This is a genomic window from Arthrobacter oryzae, from assembly GCF_003634095.1.
In the GTDB taxonomy this organism is placed as follows: domain Bacteria; phylum Actinomycetota; class Actinomycetes; order Actinomycetales; family Micrococcaceae; genus Arthrobacter; species Arthrobacter oryzae.
In genome coordinates, this window is sequence record NZ_RBIR01000001.1 from 436,582 (window position 1) to 463,216 (window position 26,635).

General features: G+C 64.7%; 29 protein-coding genes. 17 read left to right on the top strand and 12 right to left on the bottom strand.

Annotated features, from left to right (window positions below; all coding sequences use genetic code 11):
- Window positions 1-35: 35 nt before the first annotated feature.
- A complete protein-coding gene (locus C8D78_RS02075; RefSeq protein WP_120950207.1) occupies window positions 36-635 on the bottom strand; it encodes a DUF3043 domain-containing protein in 600 nt (199 codons plus the stop codon).
- A gap of 106 nt (window positions 636-741) precedes the next feature.
- Between C8D78_RS02075 and C8D78_RS02080 the strand changes: the two genes are divergently transcribed.
- The 5 genes from C8D78_RS02080 to C8D78_RS02100 all read left to right on the top strand — a co-directional run bounded on the left by C8D78_RS02080 (window position 742) and on the right by C8D78_RS02100 (window position 5,943).
- Window positions 742-2,172: a dipeptidase gene (locus C8D78_RS02080; RefSeq protein WP_425266666.1), complete on the top strand. Its 1,431-nt coding sequence runs from the start codon at window positions 742-744 to the stop codon at window positions 2,170-2,172.
- A gap of 172 nt (window positions 2,173-2,344) precedes the next feature.
- The gene (locus tag C8D78_RS02085; protein WP_120950208.1) at window positions 2,345-2,734 is read left to right on the top strand and encodes a HesB/IscA family protein; all 390 of its coding nucleotides are present in this window, start codon (window positions 2,345-2,347) and stop codon (window positions 2,732-2,734) included.
- A 206-nt stretch (window positions 2,735-2,940) separates the two neighbouring features.
- On the top strand, window positions 2,941-3,813 hold the full coding sequence (gene ctaC, locus C8D78_RS02090) for an aa3-type cytochrome oxidase subunit II (protein WP_120950209.1): 873 nt from the start codon (window positions 2,941-2,943) through the stop codon (window positions 3,811-3,813).
- A 10-nt stretch (window positions 3,814-3,823) separates the two neighbouring features.
- On the top strand, window positions 3,824-5,545 hold the full coding sequence (gene ctaD, locus C8D78_RS02095; protein WP_120950210.1) for an aa3-type cytochrome oxidase subunit I: 1,722 nt from the start codon (window positions 3,824-3,826) through the stop codon (window positions 5,543-5,545).
- Window positions 5,542-5,943 carry a cytochrome c oxidase subunit 4 gene (locus C8D78_RS02100; RefSeq protein ID WP_120950211.1) on the top strand — a complete coding sequence of 134 codons (402 nt, stop codon included), beginning with the start codon at window positions 5,542-5,544 and terminating at the stop codon, window positions 5,941-5,943. The genes ctaD and C8D78_RS02100 overlap by 4 nt, the downstream gene beginning before the upstream one ends.
- 119 nt (window positions 5,944-6,062) lie before the next feature.
- Here C8D78_RS02100 and C8D78_RS02105 read toward each other — a convergent pair whose 3' ends face one another.
- Window positions 6,063-6,356, bottom strand: a complete 294-nt coding sequence (locus C8D78_RS02105; RefSeq protein WP_120950212.1) for an HPr family phosphocarrier protein — start codon at window positions 6,354-6,356, stop codon at window positions 6,063-6,065.
- A 278-nt stretch (window positions 6,357-6,634) separates the two neighbouring features.
- Between C8D78_RS02105 and C8D78_RS02110 the strand changes: the two genes are divergently transcribed.
- Window positions 6,635-7,426, top strand: coding sequence for a GntR family transcriptional regulator (locus tag C8D78_RS02110; RefSeq protein WP_120950213.1), 792 nt, complete (start codon window positions 6,635-6,637; stop codon window positions 7,424-7,426).
- A 148-nt stretch (window positions 7,427-7,574) separates the two neighbouring features.
- Here the strand turns inward: C8D78_RS02110 and qcrB are convergent, their stop codons facing one another.
- The 4 genes from qcrB to ctaE form a co-directional block, all read right to left on the bottom strand.
- Entirely contained in the window at window positions 7,575-9,254 is a 1,680-nt protein-coding gene (gene qcrB, locus C8D78_RS02115) for a cytochrome bc1 complex cytochrome b subunit (RefSeq protein ID WP_120950214.1), read from the bottom strand.
- Window positions 9,232-10,305 (bottom strand): cytochrome bc1 complex Rieske iron-sulfur subunit, encoded by a 1,074-nt coding sequence (qcrA, locus tag C8D78_RS02120; protein ID WP_120950215.1) that lies wholly within the window; start codon window positions 10,303-10,305, stop codon window positions 9,232-9,234. The genes qcrB and qcrA overlap by 23 nt, the downstream gene beginning before the upstream one ends.
- A gap of 100 nt (window positions 10,306-10,405) precedes the next feature.
- Window positions 10,406-11,191 carry a cytochrome bc1 complex diheme cytochrome c subunit gene (gene qcrC / locus C8D78_RS02125; RefSeq protein WP_120950216.1) on the bottom strand — a complete coding sequence of 262 codons (786 nt, stop codon included), beginning with the start codon at window positions 11,189-11,191 and terminating at the stop codon, window positions 10,406-10,408.
- A gap of 86 nt (window positions 11,192-11,277) precedes the next feature.
- Window positions 11,278-11,916: an aa3-type cytochrome oxidase subunit III gene (gene ctaE, locus C8D78_RS02130; RefSeq protein WP_208641843.1), complete on the bottom strand. Its 639-nt coding sequence runs from the start codon at window positions 11,914-11,916 to the stop codon at window positions 11,278-11,280.
- A gap of 148 nt (window positions 11,917-12,064) precedes the next feature.
- Between ctaE and trpD the strand changes: the two genes are divergently transcribed.
- Window positions 12,065-13,126, top strand: a complete 1,062-nt coding sequence (gene trpD, locus C8D78_RS02135; protein ID WP_120950218.1) for an anthranilate phosphoribosyltransferase — start codon at window positions 12,065-12,067, stop codon at window positions 13,124-13,126.
- A gap of 113 nt (window positions 13,127-13,239) precedes the next feature.
- Here the strand turns inward: trpD and C8D78_RS02140 are convergent, their stop codons facing one another.
- Both C8D78_RS02140 and C8D78_RS02145 read right to left on the bottom strand, forming a co-directional pair.
- Window positions 13,240-13,521 (bottom strand): Lrp/AsnC family transcriptional regulator, encoded by a 282-nt coding sequence (locus C8D78_RS02140; protein WP_120950219.1) that lies wholly within the window; start codon window positions 13,519-13,521, stop codon window positions 13,240-13,242.
- Between the two features lie 88 nt (window positions 13,522-13,609).
- Window positions 13,610-14,053: a DUF3054 domain-containing protein gene (locus C8D78_RS02145; protein WP_120950220.1), complete on the bottom strand. Its 444-nt coding sequence runs from the start codon at window positions 14,051-14,053 to the stop codon at window positions 13,610-13,612.
- 136 nt (window positions 14,054-14,189) lie between these two features.
- Here C8D78_RS02145 and C8D78_RS19635 point away from each other — a divergent pair, with 136 nt between their 5' ends.
- The 4 genes from C8D78_RS19635 (at window position 14,190) to C8D78_RS02160 (ending at window position 17,232) form a co-directional block, all read left to right on the top strand.
- The gene (locus C8D78_RS19635) at window positions 14,190-14,345 is read left to right on the top strand and encodes a hypothetical protein (RefSeq protein WP_167467829.1); all 156 of its coding nucleotides are present in this window, start codon (window positions 14,190-14,192) and stop codon (window positions 14,343-14,345) included.
- A gap of 178 nt (window positions 14,346-14,523) precedes the next feature.
- Complete coding sequence (locus C8D78_RS02150) at window positions 14,524-14,898, top strand: PLDc N-terminal domain-containing protein (protein WP_120950221.1); 375 nt, start codon at window positions 14,524-14,526, stop codon at window positions 14,896-14,898.
- Window positions 14,899-15,033: 135 nt separating this feature from the next.
- Window positions 15,034-15,426 carry an SHOCT domain-containing protein gene (locus C8D78_RS02155; RefSeq protein ID WP_120950222.1) on the top strand — a complete coding sequence of 131 codons (393 nt, stop codon included), beginning with the start codon at window positions 15,034-15,036 and terminating at the stop codon, window positions 15,424-15,426.
- A gap of 168 nt (window positions 15,427-15,594) precedes the next feature.
- Complete coding sequence (locus C8D78_RS02160; RefSeq protein WP_120950223.1) at window positions 15,595-17,232, top strand: MFS transporter; 1,638 nt, start codon at window positions 15,595-15,597, stop codon at window positions 17,230-17,232.
- A 109-nt stretch (window positions 17,233-17,341) separates the two neighbouring features.
- Here C8D78_RS02160 and C8D78_RS02165 read toward each other — a convergent pair whose 3' ends face one another.
- The 3 genes from C8D78_RS02165 to C8D78_RS02175 all read right to left on the bottom strand — a co-directional run bounded on the left by C8D78_RS02165 (window position 17,342) and on the right by C8D78_RS02175 (window position 20,823).
- On the bottom strand, window positions 17,342-18,037 hold the full coding sequence (locus C8D78_RS02165) for a response regulator (RefSeq protein ID WP_120950224.1): 696 nt from the start codon (window positions 18,035-18,037) through the stop codon (window positions 17,342-17,344).
- Window positions 18,025-19,272 carry a sensor histidine kinase gene (locus C8D78_RS02170; RefSeq protein WP_167467830.1) on the bottom strand — a complete coding sequence of 416 codons (1,248 nt, stop codon included), beginning with the start codon at window positions 19,270-19,272 and terminating at the stop codon, window positions 18,025-18,027. Before C8D78_RS02170 ends, C8D78_RS02165 begins: the two co-directional genes overlap by 13 nt.
- A 189-nt stretch (window positions 19,273-19,461) precedes the next feature.
- Window positions 19,462-20,823: a DJ-1/PfpI family protein gene (locus tag C8D78_RS02175; protein ID WP_120950226.1), complete on the bottom strand. Its 1,362-nt coding sequence runs from the start codon at window positions 20,821-20,823 to the stop codon at window positions 19,462-19,464.
- Window positions 20,824-21,147: 324 nt separating this feature from the next.
- On the opposite strand from C8D78_RS02175, the gene C8D78_RS02180 reads away from it, so the two are divergent.
- The 4 genes from C8D78_RS02180 (at window position 21,148) to C8D78_RS02195 (ending at window position 24,308) form a co-directional block, all read left to right on the top strand.
- Window positions 21,148-21,543: a VOC family protein gene (locus C8D78_RS02180; RefSeq protein ID WP_120950227.1), complete on the top strand. Its 396-nt coding sequence runs from the start codon at window positions 21,148-21,150 to the stop codon at window positions 21,541-21,543.
- Between the two features lie 140 nt (window positions 21,544-21,683).
- Window positions 21,684-22,898 carry a Fic family protein gene (locus C8D78_RS02185; protein WP_244208197.1) on the top strand — a complete coding sequence of 405 codons (1,215 nt, stop codon included), beginning with the start codon at window positions 21,684-21,686 and terminating at the stop codon, window positions 22,896-22,898.
- 33 nt (window positions 22,899-22,931) lie between these two features.
- Complete coding sequence (locus C8D78_RS02190; RefSeq protein ID WP_120950229.1) at window positions 22,932-23,693, top strand: MerR family transcriptional regulator; 762 nt, start codon at window positions 22,932-22,934, stop codon at window positions 23,691-23,693.
- Window positions 23,694-23,861: 168 nt separating this feature from the next.
- Window positions 23,862-24,308 carry a cupredoxin domain-containing protein gene (locus C8D78_RS02195; RefSeq protein WP_208641844.1) on the top strand — a complete coding sequence of 149 codons (447 nt, stop codon included), beginning with the start codon at window positions 23,862-23,864 and terminating at the stop codon, window positions 24,306-24,308.
- 145 nt (window positions 24,309-24,453) lie between these two features.
- On the opposite strand, the gene C8D78_RS02200 is transcribed toward C8D78_RS02195, so the two are convergent.
- On the bottom strand, window positions 24,454-24,819 hold the full coding sequence (locus tag C8D78_RS02200; protein WP_120950230.1) for an ArsR/SmtB family transcription factor: 366 nt from the start codon (window positions 24,817-24,819) through the stop codon (window positions 24,454-24,456).
- A 437-nt stretch (window positions 24,820-25,256) separates the two neighbouring features.
- Between C8D78_RS02200 and C8D78_RS02205 the strand changes: the two genes are divergently transcribed.
- Together C8D78_RS02205 and C8D78_RS02210 are read left to right on the top strand one after the other, a co-directional pair.
- A complete protein-coding gene (locus C8D78_RS02205) occupies window positions 25,257-25,934 on the top strand; it encodes a PAS and ANTAR domain-containing protein (RefSeq protein WP_120950658.1) in 678 nt (225 codons plus the stop codon).
- Window positions 25,935-26,018: 84 nt separating this feature from the next.
- Window positions 26,019-26,633 (top strand): TetR/AcrR family transcriptional regulator, encoded by a 615-nt coding sequence (locus tag C8D78_RS02210; RefSeq protein ID WP_208641845.1) that lies wholly within the window; start codon window positions 26,019-26,021, stop codon window positions 26,631-26,633.
- Window positions 26,634-26,635 lie beyond the last annotated feature (2 nt).

The following is a 26,635-nucleotide window of genomic DNA, read 5'->3' on the forward strand; positions in this document are numbered from 1 at the left end:
GGGCTTCGCCGTTCAGGAATTCTAGAGGTGGACGATCAGGCGGGGAACTGGCCGCGGGCGACCTGCGGCTTGGGCAGGCGCAGGCGGCGGAACTGCAGGGAACGCATGCAGCCGTACCAGACGGTGCCGCGCTCCACATCGCCGAATTTTTCGCTCAGACGCTTCTTGAGTTTCCGGGAGAGGATGAAGACGTCCACGAAGACGGCCAGGAACATGACCCAGAAGGCGCCCAAGACGTAGATCATCTGCTGGCTGGAGGCCGGCACAAGCAGGGAGATGACCACAAACAGCAGGGCGCCGAACATAAGGTACTCGCCCAGGCTGAAGCGGGCATCGACGAAGTCACGGGTGAAACGCTTCTGCGGACCCTTGTCGCGGACCGGCAGGAACTTCTCGTCACCGCTGTCCATGGCCTGCCGCATCTTGAGCCGCTGCTCCGTGACGGCGGTGCGCTCGGCCGCCTTGGAAGCCTTGCGGTCCTCCGGCACGAGCGGACGCTTGCGGGCCGCCTCCTGGGCGCTGCGCTTGGGCGTGGGCGCACCCTTGCCGGTCACGGTACCCCGGGCTGCCGCCTCGGCCGCCTGCTGGTCAACTACGTTTTGCGCCGCTGGCGCTTCCTTTTTACGTCCAAACACCCCTAAAGAATACCCCGCAGATACCGGTGCGAGACCCAGCCCACACGGCGTCGGCGCCGTCATGGCGCTGTTTGTCGTGATTGAGCGCACGGGTAGTGTTTTGGCCATGACTTCTTCAACCGCGGGGAACCCGCAGACCACCATGGATCACGCCGGCACCATCAAGGCCGGCGCCCTCCGCCAGGCCGTTGCCGAATCGTTCGATCAAACGATTAGCCAGCTGAAGGACCTTGTTGCCATTCCGGGCATTGCGTGGCCCAGCTTCGACCCTGCCCCGCTGAACCGCAGCGCCGACGCCGTCGCCGGCCTCGTGCGGGCCAGCGGCTTCGACGACGTCCGGATTCTCCGCTGCGACAAGGAGGACGGGACACCGGGCGGGCCCGCCGTCGTCGCCCGCCGCCCGGCCGCCGAGGGGAAGCCCACCGTGCTGCTCTACGCCCACCACGACGTTCAGCCCACAGGCGATCTAGCCCTGTGGGAAACCGAGCCGTTCACCGCCGTCGAACGCGACGGGCGGCTTTTTGGCCGCGGTGCCGCGGACGACAAAGCCGGCATCCTCGCCCACATCGCCGCCTACTCAGCAGTGACGCGTGTGCTCGGGGACGAACTCGGCCTGGGGGTGACGTTCTTCTTCGAGGGTGAGGAGGAGGCCGGCTCGCCGACATTCCGGCAGTTCCTGGAGACGCACCGCGAGCTGCTCCGCGCGGACGTGATCGTCGTGGCCGACTCCAGCAACTGGAAGGTCGGCGTTCCCGCCCTCACCACCAGCCTGCGCGGCCTGGTGGACGGCACCATCGAAGTAAGGGTCCTGGACCACGCGGTGCACTCGGGCATGTTCGGCGGCCCCGTGCTCGACGCGCCAACGCTGCTGGCCCGCCTGATCGCGACACTCCACGACGACGAGGGCAGCGTAGCGATCGAAGGGCTGGTGGGCCGGGACGACGTCGCCGTGGACCTCACGGAAGAGGAATACCGCGCCGATGCCTCCGTGCTCGACGGCGTGAAGCTCGCCGGAACCGGGAGCATTGCCTCACGCATGTGGACCAAGCCCGCGCTGTCCATCATCGGCTTTGATGCCCCGGCCGTGGACGTCGCCTCCAACACCCTGCTTCCGCGCGCCCGGGCCAAGTTCAGCCTGCGCCTGGCCCCGGGGCAGGATCCGGCCGCGGCCATGGACGCCGTCCGCAGGCACGTGGAGTCCCACGCGCCCTTCGGCGCCCAGGTGGTGTTCACGCCGGGGGAGAGCGGCAACTCCTTCCTGACCGACACCAGCTCCAAGGCTGCGGCCGCGGCCATGTGGGCTCTCGGTGAGGCCTGGGGCGTGCCGGCCGTGGAAATGGGAATCGGCGGGTCCATTCCGTTCATTGCGGACCTGACCGAGCTCTACCCGGACGTGCAGATCCTGGTGACCGGAGTCGAGGATCCCGACTCCCGGGCGCACAGCGCGAACGAATCCCTGCACCTTGGCGATTTCCGGAACGCGATCGTCGCCGAGGCGCTGCTGCTGGCCCGCCTGAACGAGGAAGGCGCGGCCTAGCTCGTCGCGCCCCGCTCCGTTCCCGGGGAACATCCAGCCGCTTCCGACGGTTACGTCAGAAGTTAGAGCTACAGGGCTGCGCGACGTAGCATGTAGCTATAGCCCATACCGTTTAAGTAGGGGCGGGCACCGTGCAAGCGGAGCCGCCACCACCGTTGCAAGAAGGTAGGCCATGAGCACTACAACTAATGAAAACAGCGCAGGCGCCACGGCCACTGAGGCCAGCGAACTGGCCACGCACGAGGTCAAGCTGACCGACGTCGCGGCCGGCAAGGTCCGCAGCCTCCTCGAGCAGGAGGGCCGCACCGATCTGCGCCTCCGCGTTGCCGTGCAGCCCGGCGGTTGCTCAGGTCTGATCTACCAGCTCTACTTCGACGAGCGGCTGCTCGACGGAGACGCTGTGCGCGACTACGACGGGGTCGAAGTGGTCGTCGACAAGATGAGCGTTCCGTACCTCAGCGGTGCCAGCATCGACTTCGAGGACACCATCTCGAAGCAGGGATTTACGATCGACAATCCGAACGCCGGCGGGTCCTGCGCCTGCGGAGATTCCTTCCACTAATTCCTTCCACTAAGGCCGGGCATATTGCCCGGCCTTAGTGCCGCCAGGCCTCAACGATCGGGACCCTCAAAAAGCTCCCGACGCACGGGGCGGACATGTGGGCGAAAACTCCCGGGGAGCGGTAAGCTCTACACCGAGTAGTAAAACTTTTCGTTTGTCCTGCCCGTAATTCGCGGGACAACAGCAACAAGTAGGAAGGGCCGTCTGTGAGTTCGCAGAACCGAACCGGCAGCCGACGCAAACAGATCACTACGATCACTGGCTTGGCACTAGCCGGCGCGTTGGCTTTGACTGGATGTTCACCAGAGGTAGAGAAGGGTTGGTTGCCCACCGAGCGTGGCACCACCAGTAATACTGGCCTCATCATGGACCTCTGGGTCAACTCATGGATTGCCGCGCTGGTCGTCGGCATCATCACCTGGGGCTTGATGATCTGGTGCATCGTCGCTTACCGTCGCCGCAAGGGCACGGTGGGTTTCCCCCGCCAGAACAGCTTCAACCTTCCCCTGGAAGTGTTCTACCTGACGGTGCCGCTGTTCATGGTCCTGGTGTTCTTCTACTTCACCGACCGCGACCAGCAGCAGATCGATGACCGCTCCAAGCCGGCCGACGTCGTCGTCGACGTCCGCGGCAAGCAGTGGGCATGGGACTTCAACTACAAAAAGGGCGCCGTCGTCACCGAGGACCTCCACGAGACCGGTGTCCAGGCCCACCTGACCGGTAACAATGTGGACAAGGAAAAGCTGCCCACGCTCTACCTCCCGGTGAACAAGTCCGTTGACTTCGAACTCAACTCCCGCGACGTCATCCACTCCTTCTGGGTGCCTGCCTTCCTGCAGAAGCGGGACATGATCCCCGGCAAGACCAACTACATCCGGTTGACTCCCACCAAGGAGGGAACCTACGACGGCAAGTGCGCCGAACTCTGTGGCGAGTACCACTCCGAAATGCTGTTCCGCGTCAAGGTTGTCTCCGAAACGGAGTTCCAGGCGCACATGAACCAGCTGCGCCAGGACGGAAACACCGGCCTGCTCGGTGACGAGTACGACCGCAACCCGGTCCCGACCGAAACCAAGTAAGGGGAGCGACGTGGCAACTTACACTCAATCCGCCGGGATCCTCGAGGCTCCCGTAGTACCCAGGTCCAAGGGACGCATCGTCGTCAACTGGATCACCTCGACCGACCACAAAACGATCGGGTACATGTACCTGATCGCGTCGTTCATCTTCTTCTGCTTCGGCGGCATCATGGCCCTGCTGATCCGCGCCGAGCTCTTCGAGCCGGGCATGCAGATCCTGCAGACCAAAGAGCAGTACAACCAGCTCTTCACCATGCACGGCACCGTCATGCTTCTGATGTTCGCGACGCCGCTGTTCGCCGGCTTCACCAACGTCATCATGCCCCTGCAGATCGGCGCCCCCGACGTCGCGTTCCCGCGACTGAACGCACTGGCCTTCTGGTTCTTCCTCTTCGGCTCCACGATTGCCGTCTCGGGCTTCATCACCCCGCAGGGCGCCGCATCCTTCGGCTGGTTTGCTTACGCGCCGCTGTCGGACACGACGTTCAGCCCCGGCGTGGGCGGTGACCTCTGGGTCTTCGGCCTGGCGCTCTCCGGCTTCGGCACCATCCTCGGCGCCGTCAACTTCATCACCACGATCATCTGCATGCGCGCCCCCGGCATGACCATGTGGCGGATGCCGATCTTCACCTGGAACGCCCTCGTGACGTCCATCCTGGTCCTGATGGCCTTCCCGCCGCTGGCCGCCGCGCTGTTTGCCCTCGGTGCCGACCGCCGCTTCGGGGCCCACATCTTTGACCCCGCCAACGGTGGCGCCGTCCTCTGGCAGCACCTGTTCTGGTTCTTCGGCCACCCTGAGGTGTACATCATCGCGCTGCCGTTCTTCGGCATCGTCTCCGAGATCTTCCCGGTCTTCAGCCGCAAGCCGATTTTCGGTTACAAGGGCCTGGTTTACGCGACCATTTCCATCGCAGCACTGTCCGTGACCGTGTGGGCCCACCACATGTACGTCACCGGCTCGGTCCTGCTGCCGTTCTTCTCCTTCATGACGATGCTGATCGCGGTTCCGACCGGTGTGAAGTTCTTCAACTGGATCGGCACCATGTGGCGCGGTTCCATCACCTTTGAAACCCCCATGCTGTGGAGCATCGGCTTCCTGGCGACGTTCCTCTTCGGCGGCCTGACCGGCATCATCCTGGCCTCCCCGCCGCTGGACTTCCACGTCTCGGACTCCTACTTCGTTGTAGCCCACTTCCACTACGTCGTCTTCGGCACCGTGGTGTTCGCCATGTTCGCCGGCTTCTACTTCTGGTGGCCGAAGTGGACCGGCAAGATGCTCAATGAGCGCCTCGGCAAGATCCACTTCTGGATGTTGTTCCTCGGTTTCCACGGCACCTTCCTGATCCAGCACTGGCTCGGCGTCGAGGGCATGCCCCGCCGCTACGCCGACTACCTGCCGCAGGACGGCTTCACCTGGATGAACCAGTTCTCGACCATTTCCTCGTTCGTCCTGGGCGCATCGCTGATCCCGTTCTTCTGGAACGTGTACATCACGTGGCGCAGCAACGAACGCGTGGAAGTTGATGACCCGTGGGGCTTCGGCGCCTCGCTTGAGTGGGCCACCTCCTGCCCGCCGCCGCGCCACAACTTCACGTCCCTGCCCCGCATCCGCTCCGAACGTCCTGCCCTGGATCTGCACCACCCGGAGCTCGCCCAGTCTTACACCGCGGAATCTCCTGCTCCGGCAGCGGCTGCCCTCGGTAACGCCGACCAGAAGGACACCGGCAAGTGAAAATCGAATCTAGAATCTTTGGCCTCGGTGTTTTCTTCTTCGTACCGGTGGCATTCATCTACGGCTACCTGACTCACTGGAGCGAATGGGTGGGCGCGCTGGCCATCCTGCTGGTTGGTGGCCTCGCCGGCATGATCGGCGCCTACCTCGGCTTCACCGGCCGGCGCGTCGGCATGCGCCCCGAGGACCGCAGCGACGCTGAGATCCACGAAGGCGCCGGCGAGCAGGGTCACTTCAGCCCCTGGAGCTGGTGGCCGCTGGTTCTCGGCATGTCCTGTGCCCTCGGATTCCTCGGCATGGCCGTCGGATTCTGGATTGTCTTCATCGCGGCTGGCCTCGCCATCGTCGCGCTTGTCGGCTGGGTCTACGAGTACAGCCGCGGTGACCACGCGCACTAGCACCACCCGGACAAAGAGTTCATGACGTACGACGGCGGGCCCCACCGATGGTGGGGCCCGCCGTCGTTTGCGTGTGCGTCGCCCGAGCCCGGGAGCTGCCCGTAGGGCCTGCCGGCCTCTCAGGCGGGGGCGGAGGATTCCAAGAGGGTGCGCAGGTCCTCCAGCGCCTTTTGTGCCTCGGGGAGGCTGCTGCGGCCCGGTATGGCCGCGGCGTCGATTGCCAGTTCCACCTCACAGCCGCATTCAAAGTCCTCCGTCATTACCTCCAGTAGCGAGCGGGCGTCGACGCCCGGCCTGCCGTCCTTGCTGATGGTTACCGGAAGCCCGGTCGCCGTGACGGCCCGGACGAATACTGCCGCCGGACGGGCGTGCAGGCCAATGGCGGCCGTGACGATTGCCTTGCAAACTGGCAATGGGACTCCCTTGTGCTGGTGTTGATTCTGCTGGTGCTGCCGGCGAGCGGACGGCTCCGCGCGGTTAGGGGACTGGTGGCGACCGGCGGCCGAAGCTCCGGGCTCCCTGCGGAGACCGTGACTTCCATGGCCCCGGCCCGGTCCCACCTTCAAGGGTAGCCGTGGGGGAGGGGAGCGCACGACCGGTAGGGCCGGTGGTCTAGACCTCCCGGGCGGCGCGCTTATCCTTGAGGTATGAGTGCATTTTCCACGTCGAACCGCCGTCGAGGGCGTACGCCATGACATCCTCTAACGCCGCGCGGATGGTTGGCGATATCGACCGGCAGAGCGGCATCCCCATCTACGTCCAGCTACGGGAGATCCTCCGCGCCCATATTGCTGCAGCCTGCCCGCCGGGTTCGGCACTGCCCTCCGAGCGGGACCTTGCCGTGCGGTTCGGCCTTGCCCGGATGACCGTCCGCCAGGCCATCGATGCGCTGGTGGGCGAGGAAGTGATCGAACGCGTCGTGGGGCTGGGCACGTTTGTGCGGAAGCCGAAGCTGGATCTCCAGGTCAAGCTGACCTCGTACAGCGAAGAGATGCAGCGCCGCGGCATGGTTCCCGCGGCCAAGGTGCTGAGCTTTGAACAGATCGGCGCCAGCGCTTTCCTGGCCCGTGAGCTGCAGCTGGAGGAGGGCACGCCCCTGGTCCGGTTCCGGCGGCTCCTGCTGGCCGACAACGAGCCCATGAGCGTGGACGAGAACTTCATCCCGGCGCACCGGGTGCCCGGCCTTCTCGACGGCGAACCGCCCACGTCCCTCTACAACGTACTCAGCGAACGGTACGGCCTGGTCATGGAATGGGGCGAGGACATGATCGAGGCCACCGCCGCTTCGCCCTCGACGGCCAGGCTGTTGAACGTCGAAGTCGGCACCCCGCTGTTGAAGATTCAGCGCCACGCATTCGTGGCCCGGGCCATGGTGGACTATTCCGTGTCGTACTACCGCGCGGACCGCTACAAACTCTGGGTGCCGCTGCAGCGCCCCGGCGTCCGGCCGACCCGCAACTACGCGTCGGGGTACCGCCAGTAGCCATACAACGCGGGGTCACTTCGCGCCCATAAACCCCCTCGGGATGGGCGCGAAGTGACCCCGCGTTGCTGTCGATTCTGTGGGAACGCAGGAAGGCCCGGTCCCTTTGCGGGACCGGGCCTTCCTATTTAGTGCTGTGTGGCGCCGGCTAGTGGCTCAGCGTCTTCTGGGCGTCAGCCGCTTCGACTGCCTCGTGGCTGCCGTGGTGGCCGTGCGCGGCCTCCAGCTCGACGGGGGTGACGGGGGCAACCCGGTCCTCGAAGAACCAGCGGGACAGCTTGGCGCGCCGCCTTTCCTTGCGGTCCACGACGCCGTGTTCGTTCGGCACGGCGGGCAGCGGGGAAGGTGACTCGAAGCCGACCAGCTTGTAGCGCTTGTACTCGTCCAGCGGGGCGTGGACCTCGATGAACTCGCCGTGCGGCAGACGCACGATGCGGCCGGTTTCGCGGCCGTGCAGGGCAATCTCGCGGTCCTTGCGCTGAAGTGCCAGGGCGACGCGCTTCGTCACGATAAACGCGATGACCGGGCCGATGAAGAACAGCGCGCGCAGCCAGTAGGTCACATCGTTCAGGGCCACGTGGAAGTGCGTGGCGATGAGGTCCGAACCTGCCGCGGCCCACATGACGCAGTACCAGACGAAGCCGGCCATGCCGATCGCCGTGCGGGTCGGCGCGTTGCGGGGACGGTCCAGGACGTGGTGCTCGCGGTTGTCCTTGGTGATCCAGCGTTCAATCCACGGGTAGGTGAACATAACCGTGAAGAGAATGCCCGCCGGGACGAGGGCCGGCAGCAGCACGTTGAACGTGAACATGTGGCCGAACCAGATCTGTTCGACTTTCCAGTCACCGATCGTGCCCGGCATCAGGCGCAGCGCGCCGTCAACGAAGCCGATGTACCAGTCAGGCTGCGTGCCGGCCGAGACCGGCGAGGGGTCGTACGGGCCGTAGTTCCAGATCGGGTTGATGGTGAAGAATGCGGCCATGATGGCCACGACACCGAACACGATGAAGAAGAATCCGCCGGCCTTCGCCGCGTAGACCGGGCCCAGCGGGTAGCCGACGACGTTGCCGTCGTTGCGGCCCGGGCCGGGGTACTGCGTGTGCTTGTGCACAACCACCATGAAGAGGTGCATCACGATCATCAGCAGGATGAGCGCGGGTACCAGGAGGATGTGCAGCATGTACAGGCGGCTGATGATCATGGTGCCCGGGAACTCGCCGCCGAAGAGGAAGAACGAGATGTAGGTGCCAATAACCGGGATGGACTTGATAACGCCGTCGATGATGCGCAGGCCGTTGCCGGAGAGCAGGTCATCGGGGAGCGAGTAGCCGGTGAAGCCTGCTGCCATGGAGAGGATCAGCAGGACGCTGCCGACAACCCAGTTCAGTTCGCGAGGCTTGCGGAATGCGCCCGTGAAGAACACACGGAGCATGTGCACAGACACGGAGGCGACGAACAGCAGGGCTGCCCAGTGGTGCACCTGGCGCATGAACAGGCCGCCGCGGACATCGAAGGAGATGTTCAGCGAGGAGCTGTATGCGACCGACATCTCGACGTTCTTCAGCGGCGTGTACGAGCCCGCATAGTGCGTCTCCGCCATTGACGGGTCGAAGAAGAAGGTCAGGAAGGTGCCCGAGAGGAGCAGGATGACGAAGGAGTACAGTGCCACTTCGCCGAACATGAATGACCAGTGGTCGGGGAAGACCTTCCGGCCGAATTCGCGCAGGATACCGGAGCCGCCAACACGCTGGTCAACGAAGTCCGTGATGCGGCCGCCTTTCGTCTTTGCGACGAAGACGGGGGCATCAGGAGTTAGGGATGAGGACATGCTGCTCACGCTCCCAGTAGCTCGGTCCAACGGGTTCATGGAAGTCGCTCGTCGCGACCAGGTAGCCTTCGGAGTCCACTGCGATAGGCAGCTGGGGGAGAGGGCGGCTGGCGGGGCCGAAGATAACCTTGCACTGTTGGGTCAGGTCAAAGGTTGACTGGTGGCACGGGCACAGTAGGTGGTGGGTCTGCTGCTCGTACAGCGCAACAGGGCAACCAACGTGGGTGCAGATCTTGGAGTAAGCAACGATTCCGTTGTAGGCCCAATCGATGCGTTCCGGGGAAGGGTGGAGCTCCGCCGGGTCCAAGCGCATGAGCAGGACAACGGACTTGGCCTTCTCGTTCAGCTTGCCTTCACTCAGTTCGTTCAGCCCTTCCGGGATGACGTGGAAAGCGGAGCCGATGGTTACGTCCGCGGCCTTGATGGGAGTGCCATCGGGGTCGCGGGCGAGGCGCTTGAGCTTGCCGTCCGGGCCCGGGGCCCACATCGTGTGGGCCAGGGCGAAGTCCGGCCGGGGGCCGAGGTCACCGAAGATGGCCAATGCCGGCAGCGGCGCGAGTGCGACCGCGCCAAGCAGGGTGTTGCGGATCAGCGGCCGGCGCTTGATGCCGGTCTCTTCCACAATGTCATCGACGATGCGCACCGCGGCCTGGCGGTCTTCCTCTGTGCGGATCGCGTGGCGCTCTTCCGAGACCTCGTGATCCGGCATGAGGGCCTTGGCCCAGTGGACGATGCCCGTGCCGATGCCCAGCATCGCGAACGCGGTGCCGATGCCCAGCAGGGCGTTCTGGAGCCGGATCGTGGCGATCGAGGAATCATTCCCCAGATCGATCGCAAAGTACGACACCAGGAATATCAGGGTGCCAACGACCGAGATACCAAACAGAAGGGCTACCTGCCGTTCTGCTTTCTTTGCGGCCCTCGGGTCCGTGTCAGCCAGGCGCAAACGGTGCGGGGGAATTCCAGGATCCTGGAACTTCTCCACCTCATTCTGACCAGCCGTAGCTACGGTGCCCGAGTGGTTCGGACTGCCGTCACTATGGTTGCCCATAATTCGCCTCATCCTTCTCTCGTCTCGGCGTGTGCCGAGTTAGGTTTCAATTCAAACTGCTGATGAGCCAGCAGAAAATTCTTACAGGTGCAAGGTCCGCTTAGGACGTGCGGGAGGTCAGCCAGATCGTGAACGCGATGATGACGCCCAGCCCGGCAATCCAGACGAAGAGACCTTCGGAGACCGGCCCCAAAGCACCAAGATCTGCGCCGCCGGGCGAACCGTTGGACTCGATCTGCTTCAGGTAGGTGATGATGTCGCGCTTGCCCTCGGGGGAGATGTTCGCGTCATTGAAGACCGGCATGTTCTGGGGGCCGGTGACCATTGCTTCGTAGATGTGCTGGCCGGAGACGCCCGCGAGAGCCGGGGCAAACTTGCCCCGGGTGAGGGCACCGCCGGCAGCGGCAGCGTTGTGGCACATGGCGCAGTTGGTGCGGAAGAGCTCTCCACCCTTGGCTGCGTCGCCCTTACCATCGATGACGCTGGCTTCCGGGATGGCAGGACCGGGCGCGAGGGAGGCAACGTAGGCAGCGAGCTGCTTGGTCTGCGCCTCGTTGAACTGGGCGGGCTTCTTCTCGGCCTGCGGGCCGTTCATCTGCATGGGCATGCGGCCGGTGCCGACCTGGAAGTCAACGGCTGCGGCGCCGACGCCCACAAGCGAGGGCCCGGACTGGGAGCCGCTGGCACCCACGCCGTGGCAGGTGGCGCAGTTGGCGGCGAACAGCTTGCCGCCTTCGGCTACGTCGCTTGCGCTGTAAGTGGTGTCGGCCTTGGCTTGGTTGACGGTGGTGGCAACGGCGTACAGCCCACCCGTGACCAAGAGGCCCATCAGCAGCAGCGCAATTGCTGCCAGTGGGTGACGTCGCTTCTGCGAGATTGCCTTCACGTGGTGGTTCCTTTTTTCGATCCTGCGGTGGCTCCGGGAGCCGCTTCTTGAAATTCTGCCTCTTGTAGAAAAAGAGTCAAGCCGGCCTACTTGAGGACGTAGATGACCAGGAAGAGGCCAATCCAGACGACGTCCACGAAGTGCCAGTAGTACGAGGTGACAATCGCCGAGGTCGCTTCAAAGTGGCCGAACTTCTTCGCTGCGAAGGAGCGGCCCATGATGAGCAGGAAGGCAATCAGACCGCCGATGACGTGCAGGCCGTGGAAGCCCGTCGTTATGTAGAAGGCGGAACCGTAGGCGTTCGTAGACAGCGTGACGTGCTCGGAAACGAGCATGGAGTACTCAGTCGTCTGACCGGCCACGAAGAAGGCACCCATGAGGAACGTGAGGATAAACCATCCGTTCATCCCCCAGCGGGTGAAGCTGAAGACTCCGCCGGTCCGGCGCGGCTGAAGCCGCTCCGCGGCGAAGACGCCCATCTGGCAAGTAAAGGAACTTGCCACGAGGACGATCGTGTTAACGAGCGCAAAGGGGAAGTTGAGCTTGGCTGTCTCTTCGGCCCACATCAGTCCGGACGTCGAACGGAGTGTGAAGTACATGGCGAAGAGACCGGCGAAGAACATCAACTCACTGGACAGCCAAACAACGGTTCCTACAGAAACCATGTTCGGGCGGTTCAGCGTCGGGTGCGCCGGGGTACTGGGGGCATGGGTCGCAGATGTCACATAGACATTATGTCTATAAAAGTCCGTCCTGCCCAACGCAAACCGCGTTTTCGGAGGACTTTTTCTACAAAGACGCGAATTCGCGCGGAAAAGTTCCCGGAGGGGTTCACATTGGTCTTTGCGGTGCCGACCTCGATAGCATCGGGAGGTGACTTCTCAGGCATCTGCACAGGCGGCAGGCAACACCTGGCCGCGCCTCATCAACGCGCTCATCGGCGGCGCAGACCTCACCGCCGAGAGCACCGAATGGGCCATGAACTCAATCATGTCGGGCGAGGCGACGCCGGTCCAGGTGGCGGGGTTCCTCGTGGCCCTGCGGGCCAAGGGCGAGACCGTCGATGAAGTCGCGGGCCTGGTCGAAGCCATGGTGGCCAACGCCAATCCCATTGAGATTGCCGGTGAGAAGCTCGACATCGTCGGCACGGGCGGCGACCAGCAGAACACGGTCAACATCTCCACGATGGCCGCGCTGATCTGTGCCGGCGCCGGCGCCAAAGTGGTCAAGCACGGCAATCGGGCGTCGTCGTCGTCGTCAGGATCGGCAGACGTACTGGAGGCGCTCGGCGTCAGGCTGGACCTGCCCATTCCGCGTGTGGCACTCAACGCCGAGGAAGCCGGGATCACTTTCTGCTTTGCCCAGGTGTTCCACCCCTCGATGCGGTATGCCGCCGTCGCCCGGCGCGAGCTCGGTGTGCCAACAGCCTTCAACTTCCTGGGCCCCATGATCAACCCGGCCCATGTCCAGGCGTCCGCCGTGGGCGTCGCCAACGAGCAGATGGCGCCTCTGGTGGCCGGCGTGCTGGCCAAGCGCGGGAGCCGGGGCCTGGTGTTCCGGGGCAATGACGGTCTGGACGAGTTGACCACCACAGGCCCGTCGCGGGTGTGGGAAATCCGCAACGGTCAGGTTACCGAGCAGATGTTTGATCCGCGTGGTCTTGGCATCCGGCAGGCCACGCTGGAAGAGCTGCGGGGCGGTGACGCCGCGGCGAACGCCGCCGTCGTCCGCGCCGTCCTTTCCGGCGCGCCGGGGCCGGCCCGCGATGCGTCCCTGCTCAATGCCGCAGCCGGCCTGGTGGCGTTCGACCTCGACGCCGCCGGCCCACTGGCGGACCGCATGGCCGCCGCGCTGAAGCGGGCCGAGGCATCGATCGAGTCCGGCGCCGCGGCCGCGGCGCTGGACCGGTGGGTCGCGTTGTCACAGGCCGCGTGAGCGTGCCGGCCGTGCCGCCCGCACGTGCCCTGAAGATCAGCGAGTTATAGAAAAAGACGGACCCGGCAGCTGCTGCCGGGCCCGTCCCTGAGGCTGGGTAATGCGGTGTGCGCCTACTCCTCGAATCCGAGCGCAAAGGCCGCATCGAGGTCGTGCTGGGAGTACGCACGGAATGCGATCTGGGTGGTGGTGTGGACCACTCCCTGAACCTTGGAAAGCTTGTCCGCGATGACTTCCGCCAGATCGTCGTGCTTGGCGACCCGGGCGATGGCGATCAGGTCCCATTCGCCGGTCACGGAGTAGACCTCACTGATTCCCGGGATGGCCGAGATTTCCTCGGCCGTCTCGGGGATGCGTGAAGCGTCTGTCTTGATCAGGACGAATGCGGTGACCACGTGTGAGCCTTTCCGGATCGGTTGCGCCGTTTACAGGCCTGTCGGCGGGGCCTGCGAGGGCGCTGCCATCTTTTGCAAGCCTAGTGCATTAGGCCTGCAGGCGGCGGGAACGCAGCCGCCTTACGCCGGCCACCACAAGGCGATAACCGAGCAGGAAAACACCGAGGCTCAACAGGGCCACAATGATGAAGGGCGGCACCACCGTCTGCCCGGTGACGGCCCTCAGGATCATCCCGACGCCAACGGTGCCAAGCCAGACCGCGACGCCGGCCGGCCACAGCCGCAGCGGGTCATGCCACAGCCGCAGGGCAAGCCATGCCAGGGCCGCGCCCGCCAGGAACGGCCAGGCCGTCGCAAAGACTCCAGTGATGATCTCCCCGCGCTGGTGCGCATCACGGCCGATCGCGGCGAAGAGCAGAATCAGGAGCGCATCGGCGCCGGCGGCCAGGGCCGCCGAACGTCCGCCCCGGCGGCCGGGTTGAGACCTGTCCTGGGCTGTCGGGCGGGGGAGCTGAGGGCTAGGAGAAGGCATGCATCCAAGCCTAGTCCTGTCGCGCCGGCCCCGTGGCCGCGCCGGCCGGCGGAAATCCTTGTGCGCCCGCATGCCCCTCCGGCCCGGGTCGGCGTGGCCCCCGGTTCCCAGGGCGGCCCGCCCCTATGATCGTTGGATGAGTATCGACGCCGTCCCGGAGGCTACCGTCCCGGTGCAGCCCGAAGCCCAGCTGGACGGCCAGCTGAGCATCAATGACATCCTGCTCGAACTCGGCCAGGCTCCGGTGGTTCATCCTTCCCCCGACGCGGCCAGCGAAGTGCACTTCTTCTAGGACCACCGCCCGGCGCTGCCTCGCACGTCGTCCCGCTCGTGTACCTGTCCCGACGGCCGATTGACACGGGCGACCCCATGCGTAGGCTGGTGGCGAACCGGCAGGCCACCCCTCCGATGGGCCACTTCAGCCGTTCAGGGTCGCAGCTGCATCACCGGTCTCGCGAAAGGCGAAGGTCATGGGATTTTGGGATGTCATCTGGCTCATGTTCTCTGTGGTGATGTTTGCCGCCTACCTGATGGTGCTTTTCCTTGTCCTCAGGGACCTCTTTTCGGACAGTCAGCGCCCCGGCTGGGTGAAAGCGTTGTGGTTACTGGCAGTTCTGCTGTTCCCGCTGCTCGGTTGCCTGGCGTACATGCTGTTCTACGGGCAACAAATGACCGCGCGACAGTCGGTACGGCAGGATGCGCGGGGGGACGACATGGCTGAATATGTTCGCCGGACGGCCAGCGCCAACCCGGCGGAACAGATCGCCGCGGCGAAGAAACTCCTCGACGAAGGCACGATTACTGCCGATGAATTCCAGATGCTGAAGGCCCGAGCCCTGGCCTAGGCGGACCCCGGCTGGCCCAGGGCGCCCGGCGGCTCCACCTCGCCAAATACAGGCCTAATGGTCCTAACCGGCGGCCGCGGCGGGGACTACTTTGGCGCCTAAGGGATGCCAGCAGGGCTTCCTCAGAACGAAAGGATGGCTCCCGTGGAGCAATTCTGGAACGTCATTTGGCTGTTCTTTTGGGGGTTCGCGTTCGTCTCTTACCTTTTCGCCTTGTTTGCGGTCATCACGGACATTTTCCGCGATCGCGAGCTCAACGGCTGGCTTAAGGCGATTTGGCTACTATTCCTGGTCTTCGTGCCGTTCCTCACGGTCCTCGTCTACCTGATCGCCCGGGGCCGCAGCATGGCCGAACGCCAGGCCCGGAGTGCCCAAAGGGCGGACGCGGCCACAACCGAATACATCCGTTCCGTGGCCGGAGCGTCCCCCACCCAGGAAATCGCCAAGGCGAAGGAACTCCTCGACGCCGGCACGCTGACCCAAGGCGAGTTCGAAGCGGTCAAGGCCAAGGCCTTGAGCGGGGCCTGACCGCCCACCCGCCTCCTTGATCCGGCGGTCCGGCCAGGACCGTCCGCGGGGCCGCCGGCCGCCGGTGAGCCCTGTTGCTCCCACCGTTCCAGTGCCAAGTCGTGAGCAGGCGCACGCCGCACACCAACTGCGGCCGCGCAAGGCACCTCGAGAATCGCGTATCGCCCAATGAAAAAATGGACCGCCGGCATCATCCTCGGATGCGCACAGTTCGTCATGGTGCTGGACAGCACCGTGATGAATGTTTCCATCTCCACGGTCGTGAAGGACCTGAACACGACCGTCGCCGCTATGCAGGCCGCCATCACGTTCTACACCCTGACCATGGCCTCCCTGATGTTGTTGGGCGCCAAGCTTGGCGACGTGTGGGGGCGGCGGCGCGCGTTCGTCATCGGCTCGGTCATCTACGCCTGTGGCTCCCTGCTGACCGCGCTCAGTCCCAACATTGCGGTGCTGTTCCTTGGCTGGTCTGTGATCGAGGGGGTCGGGGCGGTGCTGGTCATACCAGCCATCGCGGCGCTTATCGCCAGCAACTACCAGGGCCAGGACAGGGTGACCGGTTTCGCGATCATCGGGGCGACCTCGGGCGCCGCCGTCGCCCTGGGGCCGCTCATCGGCGGCTACGTCACGACGTACCTGAGCTGGAGGTATGTGTTCGTTGGCGAAGTAGTGGTGATGGCGGGCGTCGTCGCCTTCTCGCGGCTTGTGCCGGACTCCAGCCGCCCGCAAAGAATCAAGATCGATGTTGTCAGCGTCCTGCTCTCGGCGGCGGGCCTGATCCTGATCGTATATGCCATGCTCCAGAGCAAGACCTGGGGCTGGATTTTGCCCAAGCAGTCCCCGGAGATCAACGGCGTTCCGATTAATCCGCTGGGCCTGTCCCTGGTGCCCTACATGATTCTGGCCGGCGGGTTCTTGCTGTGGGCCTTCTTCGCCCGGCAGGAAGCGTTGATCCGGCGCGGGCGTCCGCCGCTGGTCCACGTCTCGATGCTGTCCATCAAACAGCTGCGTTCCGGTTTGTCCGTCCTCGCCGCGCAGTACATGATCACGGCGGGTCTGTTCTTCATGATCCCGGTGTATTTGCAGATGACCCTGGGGCTCAATGCGTTGGAAACCGGCATCAAGATTTTTCCGCTCTCCGTTTCGCTGATCCTGTTCTCCGTTGTTGGCACCCGTCTGACCGCCATCTGGTCACCGCGCCGCATTATTCGGCTCGGACAGGTCGTCCTGGTCGTGAGCAGTTTCGTCCTACTTGGATCAGTCGACCTCGAGCTGCGCAGCGTGCTCTTTGCGGCGGGAATGTTCTTCGCGGGAGCCGCCCTGGGGCTCCTGGCATCCCAAATCGGCAACGTGACGATGTCGAGTGTCGGCGTCGAGCGGTCCAGTGAGATCGGCGGGCTCCAGGGGATCTTCCAGAACCTCGGCTCCTCCCTGGGCACCGCACTCATCGGATCGGTCCTGATCGCATCCCTCTCGAGCTCATTCTTGGGTGCGGTGGACAGCAGCAGCCTGCCGAGCAGCGTCAAGGATCAGGTCGCGGCCAGCACCCAGTCGGGCGTCAACATTGTGCCGGTGTCCACCGTAAACGACATCGCGACGACGGCGGGCCTGTCAGCCGAAGACGCCGCGACGCTGACCACGCTCTACAGCGACTCCCAAGTGTCCTCGCTCCGCGCCTCGATGGTGGCGCTGGTGTTCATCGCGTCGCTGTCGCTGCTGTTTTCCAAGAACATTCCCACCGAACTGGTCCGGCGGAAGCCGACGGACGAACCAGAGAACGATACCGCCCAGTCCAGCACCGCGTGAGCTCCGCGCATTACGCTCGGGCGCCCGGCCCTGCAACCGGGGCCCAGGGGCGGCGGCCCACCAACGCGGTGAATACCGTGAGGCCATGTTGAGGGTCGATTTGCTCCGGTCAGGTCGTCCGGGAGCCGGTCAGGCCGTGTTCATAGGCGAAGATGACGGCGTGCACGCGGTCCCGCAGCCCGAGTTTCATGAGGATGCGGCCCACGTGGGATTTCACCGTTGATTCCGCCACGAACATCCGATTCGCGATCTCAGTGTTTGTCAGTCCGCCGGCGATGGCCGACAGAATCTCCCTTTCCCTGGCGGTCAAGGCCGTCATGGCGTCCTCGCCGGCTGAGGAGGGACCGGAGGGAAGGCTTTGGCTGAAGAGATCCAGCATCCGGCGGCTGACCCTGGAGGAAATGGCGGCGTCCCCGGCGGCGACTGCCCTGATGGATGCGAGCAAATCGGCCGGCGCTACATCCTTGAGCAGGAAGCCACTGGCCCCGGCCCGGAGTGCTGCAAAGGCATACTCGTCGAGATCGAACGTTGTAAGGACGATGACGCGCGACTGCGGGCACTCCCGGACTATGCGCCGGGTAGCGGCGATACCGTCCGTGCCCGGCATGCGCACATCCATCAGCACCACGTCTGGCGCCAGGAGACGACACATGTCGATGCCAGTACTGCCGTCGGCCGCTTCCCCTGTGACTTCGACGCCGTCCTGGGCATCGAGCACCATGCGAAATCCCGTTCTGACGAGTGTCTGGTCGTCGACGACCAGTACCCGGACCGGGAGAGCGGACGAGGCAGCTACCCCAGCCATGGGGCGCCCTTCTGCGGCGGGAACCGGGCGGTCACGGACCATCCACGGCCGGCAAGAGCGCCGGCGTCGAACGTGCCGCCATAGAGTGTGACGCGCTCACGCATTCCCACGACGCCGCGCCCGGCATGGTCGGACGGGACCGTCCGATGTTGCCCGTCGTCGGTGACGGAGACAATGATCTCCTGCGCGGTGAACTGCGCATTGACCGTGACCACTGTGGCCGCCCTCCCGTACTTAAGTGCGTTGGTGAGGCCCTCCTGGATGACGCGGTAGATCACCAGTTGGATCCCCGGGTCGGCAGGAGGAATACCGGCCGAATGCAGGACTACTGGAAGGCCTGCAGAACGGAAAAGTTCCACTAATTCGGGAACATCCGCCATCCCGGGCGAGGGTGCCAGCGCTCCGGTCGAACCCGTGGTCCTGCCTTCGTCCAGGACTCCGAGCAACCGGCGCATGTCCGCCACCGCAACGCGACCCGTCTCGGCGACCTGGCGCATTGCGTGGACGGCACGGGCGGGATCAGTAGGAGCGATCTCCGCCGACCCATGGGCCAGGGAAATCATCACAGCCAATCCGTGCGAAACGATGTCGTGCATCTCCCGCGCGATCGCGTTGCGCTCCGCGGCAGCTGCAATGCCGGCCAGATGCTCTCGCTCGCGCGAGAGGCGGTCGGCGCGGTCCACGAGGGCGGTCAAGTAGTCGCGCCGCGTGCGAACATTCAGCCCGATCAGTGTCGCGAACACCAGCAGGGCAATCGCCTGAACGGCCTGGACCAGATCCATCGAACGGGGCAGCAGCATCGCAGCGGCAAGGAGGCTGGCACTGGTCCCCAGCAGGCCGAGGGCCGCGTGCCGCGCCGACCGGTAGAGGGCCACGGCAAACAGCGCCATCGCTGTTGCCACCGCAGCGAAGCTCGCCGGAATCGAAAACGTGAGCACCATGATGCCGCCCGTGACGGCCAGCGAAACCATCGGAGTCCGGCGGCGAAACAACAGCGCCATGCCGGAACCAATCACAGCAATCAGGGGCAGAGCGAGGCCCGTCCCGTTGGTCCCGGCAACGTCAAAGATGATCGCTGTCGCCAGTGCCGGCCCGGTGTAGGAGGCGCAGACCAAGAGATCTGAGATGCCCGGACGGAAGCGCCCGTCTCGCGGCGGTGACGTTGTCGGGACCGGCGCTGTCCAGGCCGCTGCCGGCAGCGCGGGCCGGTCTGCTGTGTCCCCGGTCTCGGTCATGATCGGGACTCTACCGGTCGTCGGGTGCAAAGCGGCATAAGAACGGGTGCGATCGCGACGCATGAATCGGATGCGGCACTGCCGGCCTCACGAACGAGGTGCATCGTAGGCCCTTGCCGGGGGCGGACCTGCCGGTGCCGGCGCATGATCGCCATGACTCTTTGGTCTGACCGCCGATCCGTGTCGCCTTCATGACCGCTGTCCGGCAGCGCGGCGGCGGATCCTGGACCCAAGGATAGCCGGGAGGGAACCCGTCAGCACGGCGAGCAGCAAGCCGAGTGCGAGCAGCGCTGGAATCCGGAGAGAGGTTCCTCCGGCCGGAAGGGTCAGGTGCGACGTGGGATAGTCGATCATCTTGGCTGCGGACAGCGCGGTGGCACTGCCGGCATGGCCTGCCAGGTACTCAAGGGCGCCGTCGAATCCGAGCACCCCGCCAGCGCCGGCAAAGGCATCGAGGGGAACATTGCGCGACGCGGCCCAGCCACGCAAGTGCGGATCAATGTCTTGGATCCCAGCCGCCCCGGGGGCAACCACTTTGTCCACCGGAGGCGCCTCGCGTTCCGGAACGGTCAGGAGAATCAGCCCGTGTTTTGTGGTGACGGTGCCCTTGGTGGCGATCGCCACCGTCCGGGCCGCGAAGGACATGTTGTAGACCTCGAAGGCGCTGGCGACGTCGATTTCGCCCACCCCGTTGAAGAGCCCCACGCCGATTGTCGGCCGGAGCCACGGGATGAGGGCGTTGAGCCCAACGGGAATGTCCGAGGCGTCGAAGGACTGGACGGGAATCTGGGCCGGCGCCGCGGCCGACCAGCCCGGGTAGTCCACGAGCCGGGCGACCCGTTCGGCTTCGACGGCTCCTGCCAGGTCCGCCATGACGTGCAGGGCGCCTGGTATGCCAGAAGTTACTCCACCTGTGGTGGTGATCGTGCCGTCCTGGACGAATCTCAGGCCTCCCATCCATTGGACCTCGGGATGGCTCTGCTTGAGAGTGCTCAGCCGGGACCAATGACTTGTTGCCTTATGTCCGTTCAACAGACCCGCCCCGGCCAGAACCATCGACCCATTGCAGATGCCGAGGACACGGGCGCCGCGACCGGACTGTTCCACGATCCACTCCCGCAACGCGGCTTCTTCGGGGCCTTCCGGGGCGCCGACGGCCGGGACGACCACAACGTCCGGCTTGCGGGCCTTGCCCGCTGCAACATCCCCGAACGTGTACGTGGGGATGATCGCCGGACCACCGTCGACGGCGGCCGGGGCGGCGGACGCCGCGATCGTGTATACCGAGAATTTCGGGGAGTTGGCAAACACTTCGTAGGGAGCCAGAACGTCACTTCCGACCGTGCCTGACGCGCCCAGGACAACGGCTACGACTATCGCCCCGGAGGAAGAAGGCCGATTCGCCGGCAGGTCTTGCGATTCGCGCGCCGGGCGGACGTGAGTTTCTGCATCCGAGACCCGAGCGCCTGCAAGAGCTAGCGTCGTGGCGGCCAGGAGGGACAGTCCCACCGAAAGAGCGAAGTGAATAAGGCGTCTTGAGCGGGAAGCCATGAGCGAGTCTCGATTCCGTTTGGTGTGCGGGGTCCTGCATTGCCCTTCACGCTACGGATTGGCGATTACATGCACATCGGCCCCAGGGACTCAACGGAACAGGCGCAACTGATACCCGGGTACGAGGCGATCGCACCCTCGGCGGCGTTCTGTACGTCGCAGGTTGCATGGCCCCTCGCTGCTGACCGAACATGCTCCCAAGGCGCGGAACCGGACACCGAACATCAAGCGGCCGCGGTGCCTCCCGACGCCACCTGCAGGGCGCGTCGCATTTTGCCTTCGGCCCTTGCGCTTGCACACCACGTACCGGGTACTGTGAGGCGCATGGAGATGCGCCTCGAGGTTGTACAAGTGCCAGTCACTGATGTGGACACAGCTAAGTCGTTCTACACAGACCGGCTCGGTTTCGCCCTAGACCATGACGTGGAGTACATACCCGGCATGAGGGTCGTCCAACTGACGCCCCCGGGCTCCGCCGCCTCAATCGTCATTGGCACGGGAATGACGGGCATGCTGCCGGGCAGCCTGGAAGGCTTGCAACTGGTGGTCCCGGACATGGCGTCGGCACGCGCCGAACTTCTCGCACGAGGAGCGGAGATCAGCGCGGTGCAGGACCTGGGCGGAGTCGCTTTCGCCTATTTCAGCGATCCTGACGGCAACCGCTGGGTCATACAGGAAGCCACCCAGCCGGCTGGCAGGGAAGCCTCTCAGCAGGCGTAGCCTTCGGCTCGGCATGGGGCCGCTGCAGGTCCACGCTGTCCCCAGAGCCGCCAAGCCGGCCCGCACTACGCGGCTCAGGAACCAACGCTTCCGGGCAATAACGCGCGCGTTATTTAGATTTAGCTACTAAAGTCTAAATAATGAGCATGCAATTTAGGCTTCCGGGTTCAAGGAGCGGCTGGCCCGCGCACAGCAGCGAGACCATGCCGTGGAAGTCCTCCGGGCGGCCGCCCCGGGAAGTCCGGGAGTTCACCGAGGTAGAGGTCTCGCTGCCGCCCATGATCGCCGAATGCTGGTTCGATCCCGGCCGGGAGACGATTGTCGCACTCGAGGAAGCCGCCGTTGCCGTGGCATCCCTCGACGTCACGGCCGAAACCCGGATGGACGCCATCAGTGGATTCCTGCTCCGCAGCGAGGCCGTCTCGTCCTCCAAGATCGAGCACGTCGACGCCAACCGTGACGACTACGCGCGGGCCATGATCGGACTCAAGGCCAGTGACGACGCCCGCTCCATGGTGGCCGCGGCCGATGCCGTTCAGGCGATGATTGACGACGCCGGGCGCACGGGGGAGATCCGGCTGGAAGCCCTGCTGGCCGCCCACTTCACCCTGATGAAGGACGACCCGATGGATGGTCCCCACGCCGGCAGGCTCAGGGACGTGCAGAACTGGATCGGCGGTAGCGATCATTCACCCCGGGGGGCCATCCATGTCCCTCCTCCGCCGGAGCTTGTGCCGGGCCTGATGGAGGATCTGATGGTCTTCTGCAACCGCCGGGATGTCCCGATCATGGCGCAGGCTGCGATCGCGCACGCCCACTTCGAGTCCATTCATCCGTTTACCGACGGTAACGGCCGGATCGGGCGGGCCCTTATCGGGGCGATCTCCCGGCGTCGCGGGCTCACGAAGAACACGGTGACGCCCATCGCGTCGGCGATGGTCGCCGACGTCGGCACGTACTTCAGCCTGCTCAACGGCTACCGGTCCGGTGACGTGGACCCGTTCGTGCTCTACCTGGCCCGCTCCGCGGTCCGCGCATCGGATGCAGCCAGGGATTCCGTGGCCGCCCTCGATGCCCTGCCGGGCATGTGGCTGGAGCTGGCCCGGCCCCGCAAGGGATCCGCGGACGAGAGGATTATTCCGTGGCTGCTGGAGCGGCCCGTGTTCGAGGCCCACAGCGCCGCCCATGCTGCCGGCGTTGCCGAAAGCTCCGTCTATGCGGCGCTGGAGCGCCTCTCCGGCGCCGGGGTGATCACCCCCGTCACCCGGTCAAAGCGAAGCCGTGCCTGGGCCGCGACCGAAGTGCTCGACGAGGTGGACCGGCTCAACACCAGGTTGGCCGGCAAAGGGTATTGATCCTCACGTGGCGTGAGGATCTACCGTGGTCCCATGACGGAGACAACGCGGGCAGTAGATCAGTGGAGCATCGGCCAATTTGCCAAGGCATGCGGCGTTACGGTGCGGACGCTCCATCACTACGACGAGATTGGGTTGCTCCCGGCCAGCCAGCGGACGGTTGCCGGACACCGCCGCTACACCGGGCAGGACGTGCGGCGGTTATACCGGATCCGGGCGCTCCAGATGATCGGACTCCCGCTTGCGGACATCGCCGCAACGTTGGAGCCCCCGCCCGATGACCTGGCCTCGATGCGCACGGTCTTGGAATCACAGTTGATGCACATGCGCCGTCAGGCCGAACAGATCCAGACCGTCAAGGACCGGATCCTGGACCTGCTTTCGCGCATCGACGTGGCCGCCATGCCGTCTGCCGAACAGTTCATGTCAACGTTGGAGATGATCACCGTGCTCGAGAACCACTTCACACCCGAACAGCGCCAGAACCTGGCCGATCGGAGGGCCGAACTCGGCGCGAGCAGCATCGAGACTGCAAAGATCCGGTGGGTCGCCCTGGTCGAGGAAGGCCTCCGGTATGTCTCGGACGGAACGCCGGCATCGGATCCGTTGGTCCGGGAGTGGGCAAGGGCATGGGACGAACTCGGATCGATGTTCCACTCCGGTGAGCAAACCAAGACTGCTGCCCGTGCCATGTGGCAGGAGAATGCCGCCTCCCTCAGCGCCGGTCTTCCATGGCCAACGGAGCAACTGGCCGCACTGCTGGTCTACCTGGAAGAGGCAAGGACGCGGCCCTGAGCGTCCTGGCGGAGCAGGCGGGCTGCCTGCATCCAGTTGCCCGACCGGACCTGCCTGCCGGGTGGCCCCATTTCCCGTGTAGCCGGTGCTTTTTGGCGGCGCTGGATGCACTATGGAAGGAAGCCGGGCTGTCTTCTCAGCCCCCTCCAACGACGAGGACGGCACATCATGACGAGCAACAAAGCACAGACGGTACTTGCGCTGGCCGCAGTCTTGATCGGGCTGAGCGGGTGTGCCGGAGGCGGCGGGACGCCGACGTCGGCCCCCGCCACGACGGCCGGCACGTCGGCCAGTATGTCGATGGCGCCGTCAGCGTCGGCAGGTTCGACGATGACAGGGTCGGGAAGCGGGACCGCGAACGCCGCGGCGTCGGGAATCACCGTCAGTAACTACGCCTACCAGACCCCGGTCTCGGTCGCACCCGGCGCGAAGGTGACGGTGACCAACATGGACAGCGTCGAGCACACGGTGACCGCCGACCAAGGATCGGCCTTTGATGTGGAAATCAAGGAAAACGGCGGAACGGCAACATTTACCGCCCCTGCGCAGCCGGGAACCTACGCCTTCCACTGCAGGTACCACCCCAACATGCACGGCACACTGACGGTCAAATAGGAAGAACACCCGGTCAAACGAGAACAGCGCCGTGCCGGACACCTTTGCACGCACAGGGCACCAAACCGGACGACGGGGGTGCGGAGGCGGTGTCCTAGTGAGCTGGGCGAATTAGTGAGCTGGGTGAATTAGCGAACGGGGTGTCCTAGCGAATTGCGTCCTGGTTCGCTGCTTCGCCGAGCGGGCTAAGGGTCAACCGGCTCGTGTGGAGGAGTGTACCCAGCAGCGAGCGGGCCGCAGCGAGCAGGACGTTGACCTCGGGACTGGCCAGTTCATAAAACAACCGCCCGTCGCGTCTTGAGGGGACGATCAGGCGCTGGCGGCGGAGCAGACTGAGATGCTGCGAGAGGTTCGACGGCTCCAGGCCCGTGTCGTCGCGAAGCCTGCTCACGGCAACGGGCCCATCGGCGAGCATCTCAAGGAGTTGGATACGAGCCGGGTGGCCCAAAGACTTGAAGAGTTCGGCCTTCACATCTACCAGGACCAGGCCTGCGGGAAGATCATCCGGCATCGGGACCTCCATCCTTCGCATTCGGTGTTCTGAGCCCCGCGTCTGCGCGGAACCCGCCGACAGCAATCTAGCGTGTGCGAGACAGAAAAGTCTGTCTCGCACTACCCGCGATAGGCCCACCCGCACGTACATCGTAGCGCCGCGCCGCCGTCGTGTCGCCGTCGCCGGTTGAGGCGTGGTTGCCTCTTGCGCAGACGCTAGACGTAGTTCAGACTTTCATAAATTCATCAATTCGATCCGGTCGCCTTCGCATGACCGGCATTGTGCGGGTGGGTTCAGGCTGTTCCCGGTGACAAGGGCGTCACCGGGAATTTGTCCCGCTTTCAGGAGGGTTCGATGACCATTATGTGCCAACTGTTCACCATCTCCCGCGCGTCCCGGCCGGCCGGACCGCCCGCGGTCATGACGACTCTCACCCAGGGCAGCTAGACATGTCCATGACACGGCTGAAAACGCTGCAGACGTTCTCCAGCGCGTTGGTCGGCGAGGCCTGCTTGGCCGGAACCTTTCACTACGATGTGATGTCCCGCGAGCTGTGGTGGTCCGAAGAGATTTTCCGGATTCACGGCTACCACCGGGGGGAGGTTGTGCCGACGACGGGCCTCATGATGTCGCATCTGCATGAGAACGACCGGAAGAGGTGCCGGGAAATTTTCGAGGAGGCGGCCCGCGCTGGTGGATTCTTTGCCAGCTACCACCGTCTTTACGACGCACGCAGGCGCGAACGCACGGTCCTGACGGTGGGGGAAGGGGTGCCGGGCGGCGACGGGAAACCGCTGTTCATCGATGGTTTTATCCTCGATCTCACCAGGACGGTTCAGGTGGAAACGGACCGGTCCTCGCGCGAGGCCATCGCCGGAGCCATAGGGACGCGGGATCTTATCGAACAGGCCAAGGGCATCCTCATGGGAATCCTTCACATCGGTTCGGACGCAGCTTTTCAGCGGATTTCCGCCTACAGCCAGCACCACAACTTCAAGGTGGCGCACACGGCCTCCGCGATCGTCCGGCTCGCCAACAACACTGACGACACCGCCACGCTCCGCAGTCTCATTCATGCACTGGACACGCGGTTTTCCGCGCGGCACGACGCCGGCCGGGTCCTTAATCCATAGCCGGCGCTCCGCCGCAGGAACAGGTGCCGGGCTCCAAGGCAGACCAGTCTGTTCGCCTTGCTGCAGTGTAAAATCTGTTGCATCATGACTGCCTACGACGCCGGTCCTACGTTGCTGCCCGCCACCGCCATGGCCGGCCGCGATGATCCCGTGGACCGAATTCTCGCCACCGCCTACGAGTTGTTCTCCCGGCGCGGCATCCGCGGCGTTGGCGTCAACGAGCTGATCAATAGTTCGGGGGTCTCCAAGGCGACGTTCTACCGGCATTTTCCGGCCAAGGACGCCCTAGTGCTTGCCTTCCTGGAACTGCGCGATCAGGTGTGGACGGTTGACCTCATCGTGGCCGAGGCGCGGCGGCGGGGCAGCACCGCCGAAGAACAGCTGCTGGCCGTCTTTGACGTGTTCGAGGACTGGTTCCAGCGGGAGGACTTCGAAGCGTGCTCGTTCATTAACGTCCTGCTGGAGATGGGGCCGGGACACCCCCTGGGCCAGGCAAGCATCGGGTATCTCAGCCGCATCAGGGGCCACATCGAGGCCCTGGCCCAGGAAGCCGCGCTGGACCGGCCGGAGGAGTTTGCGCGCTCCTGGCACATTCTGATGAAGGGCTCCATCATCTCGGCCACTGAAGGGGACACTCTGGCTTCCCGGCGCGCCCAGCAGATGGCACGCTGGCTCATCGAGCACCACCGGACGCTTTAGCC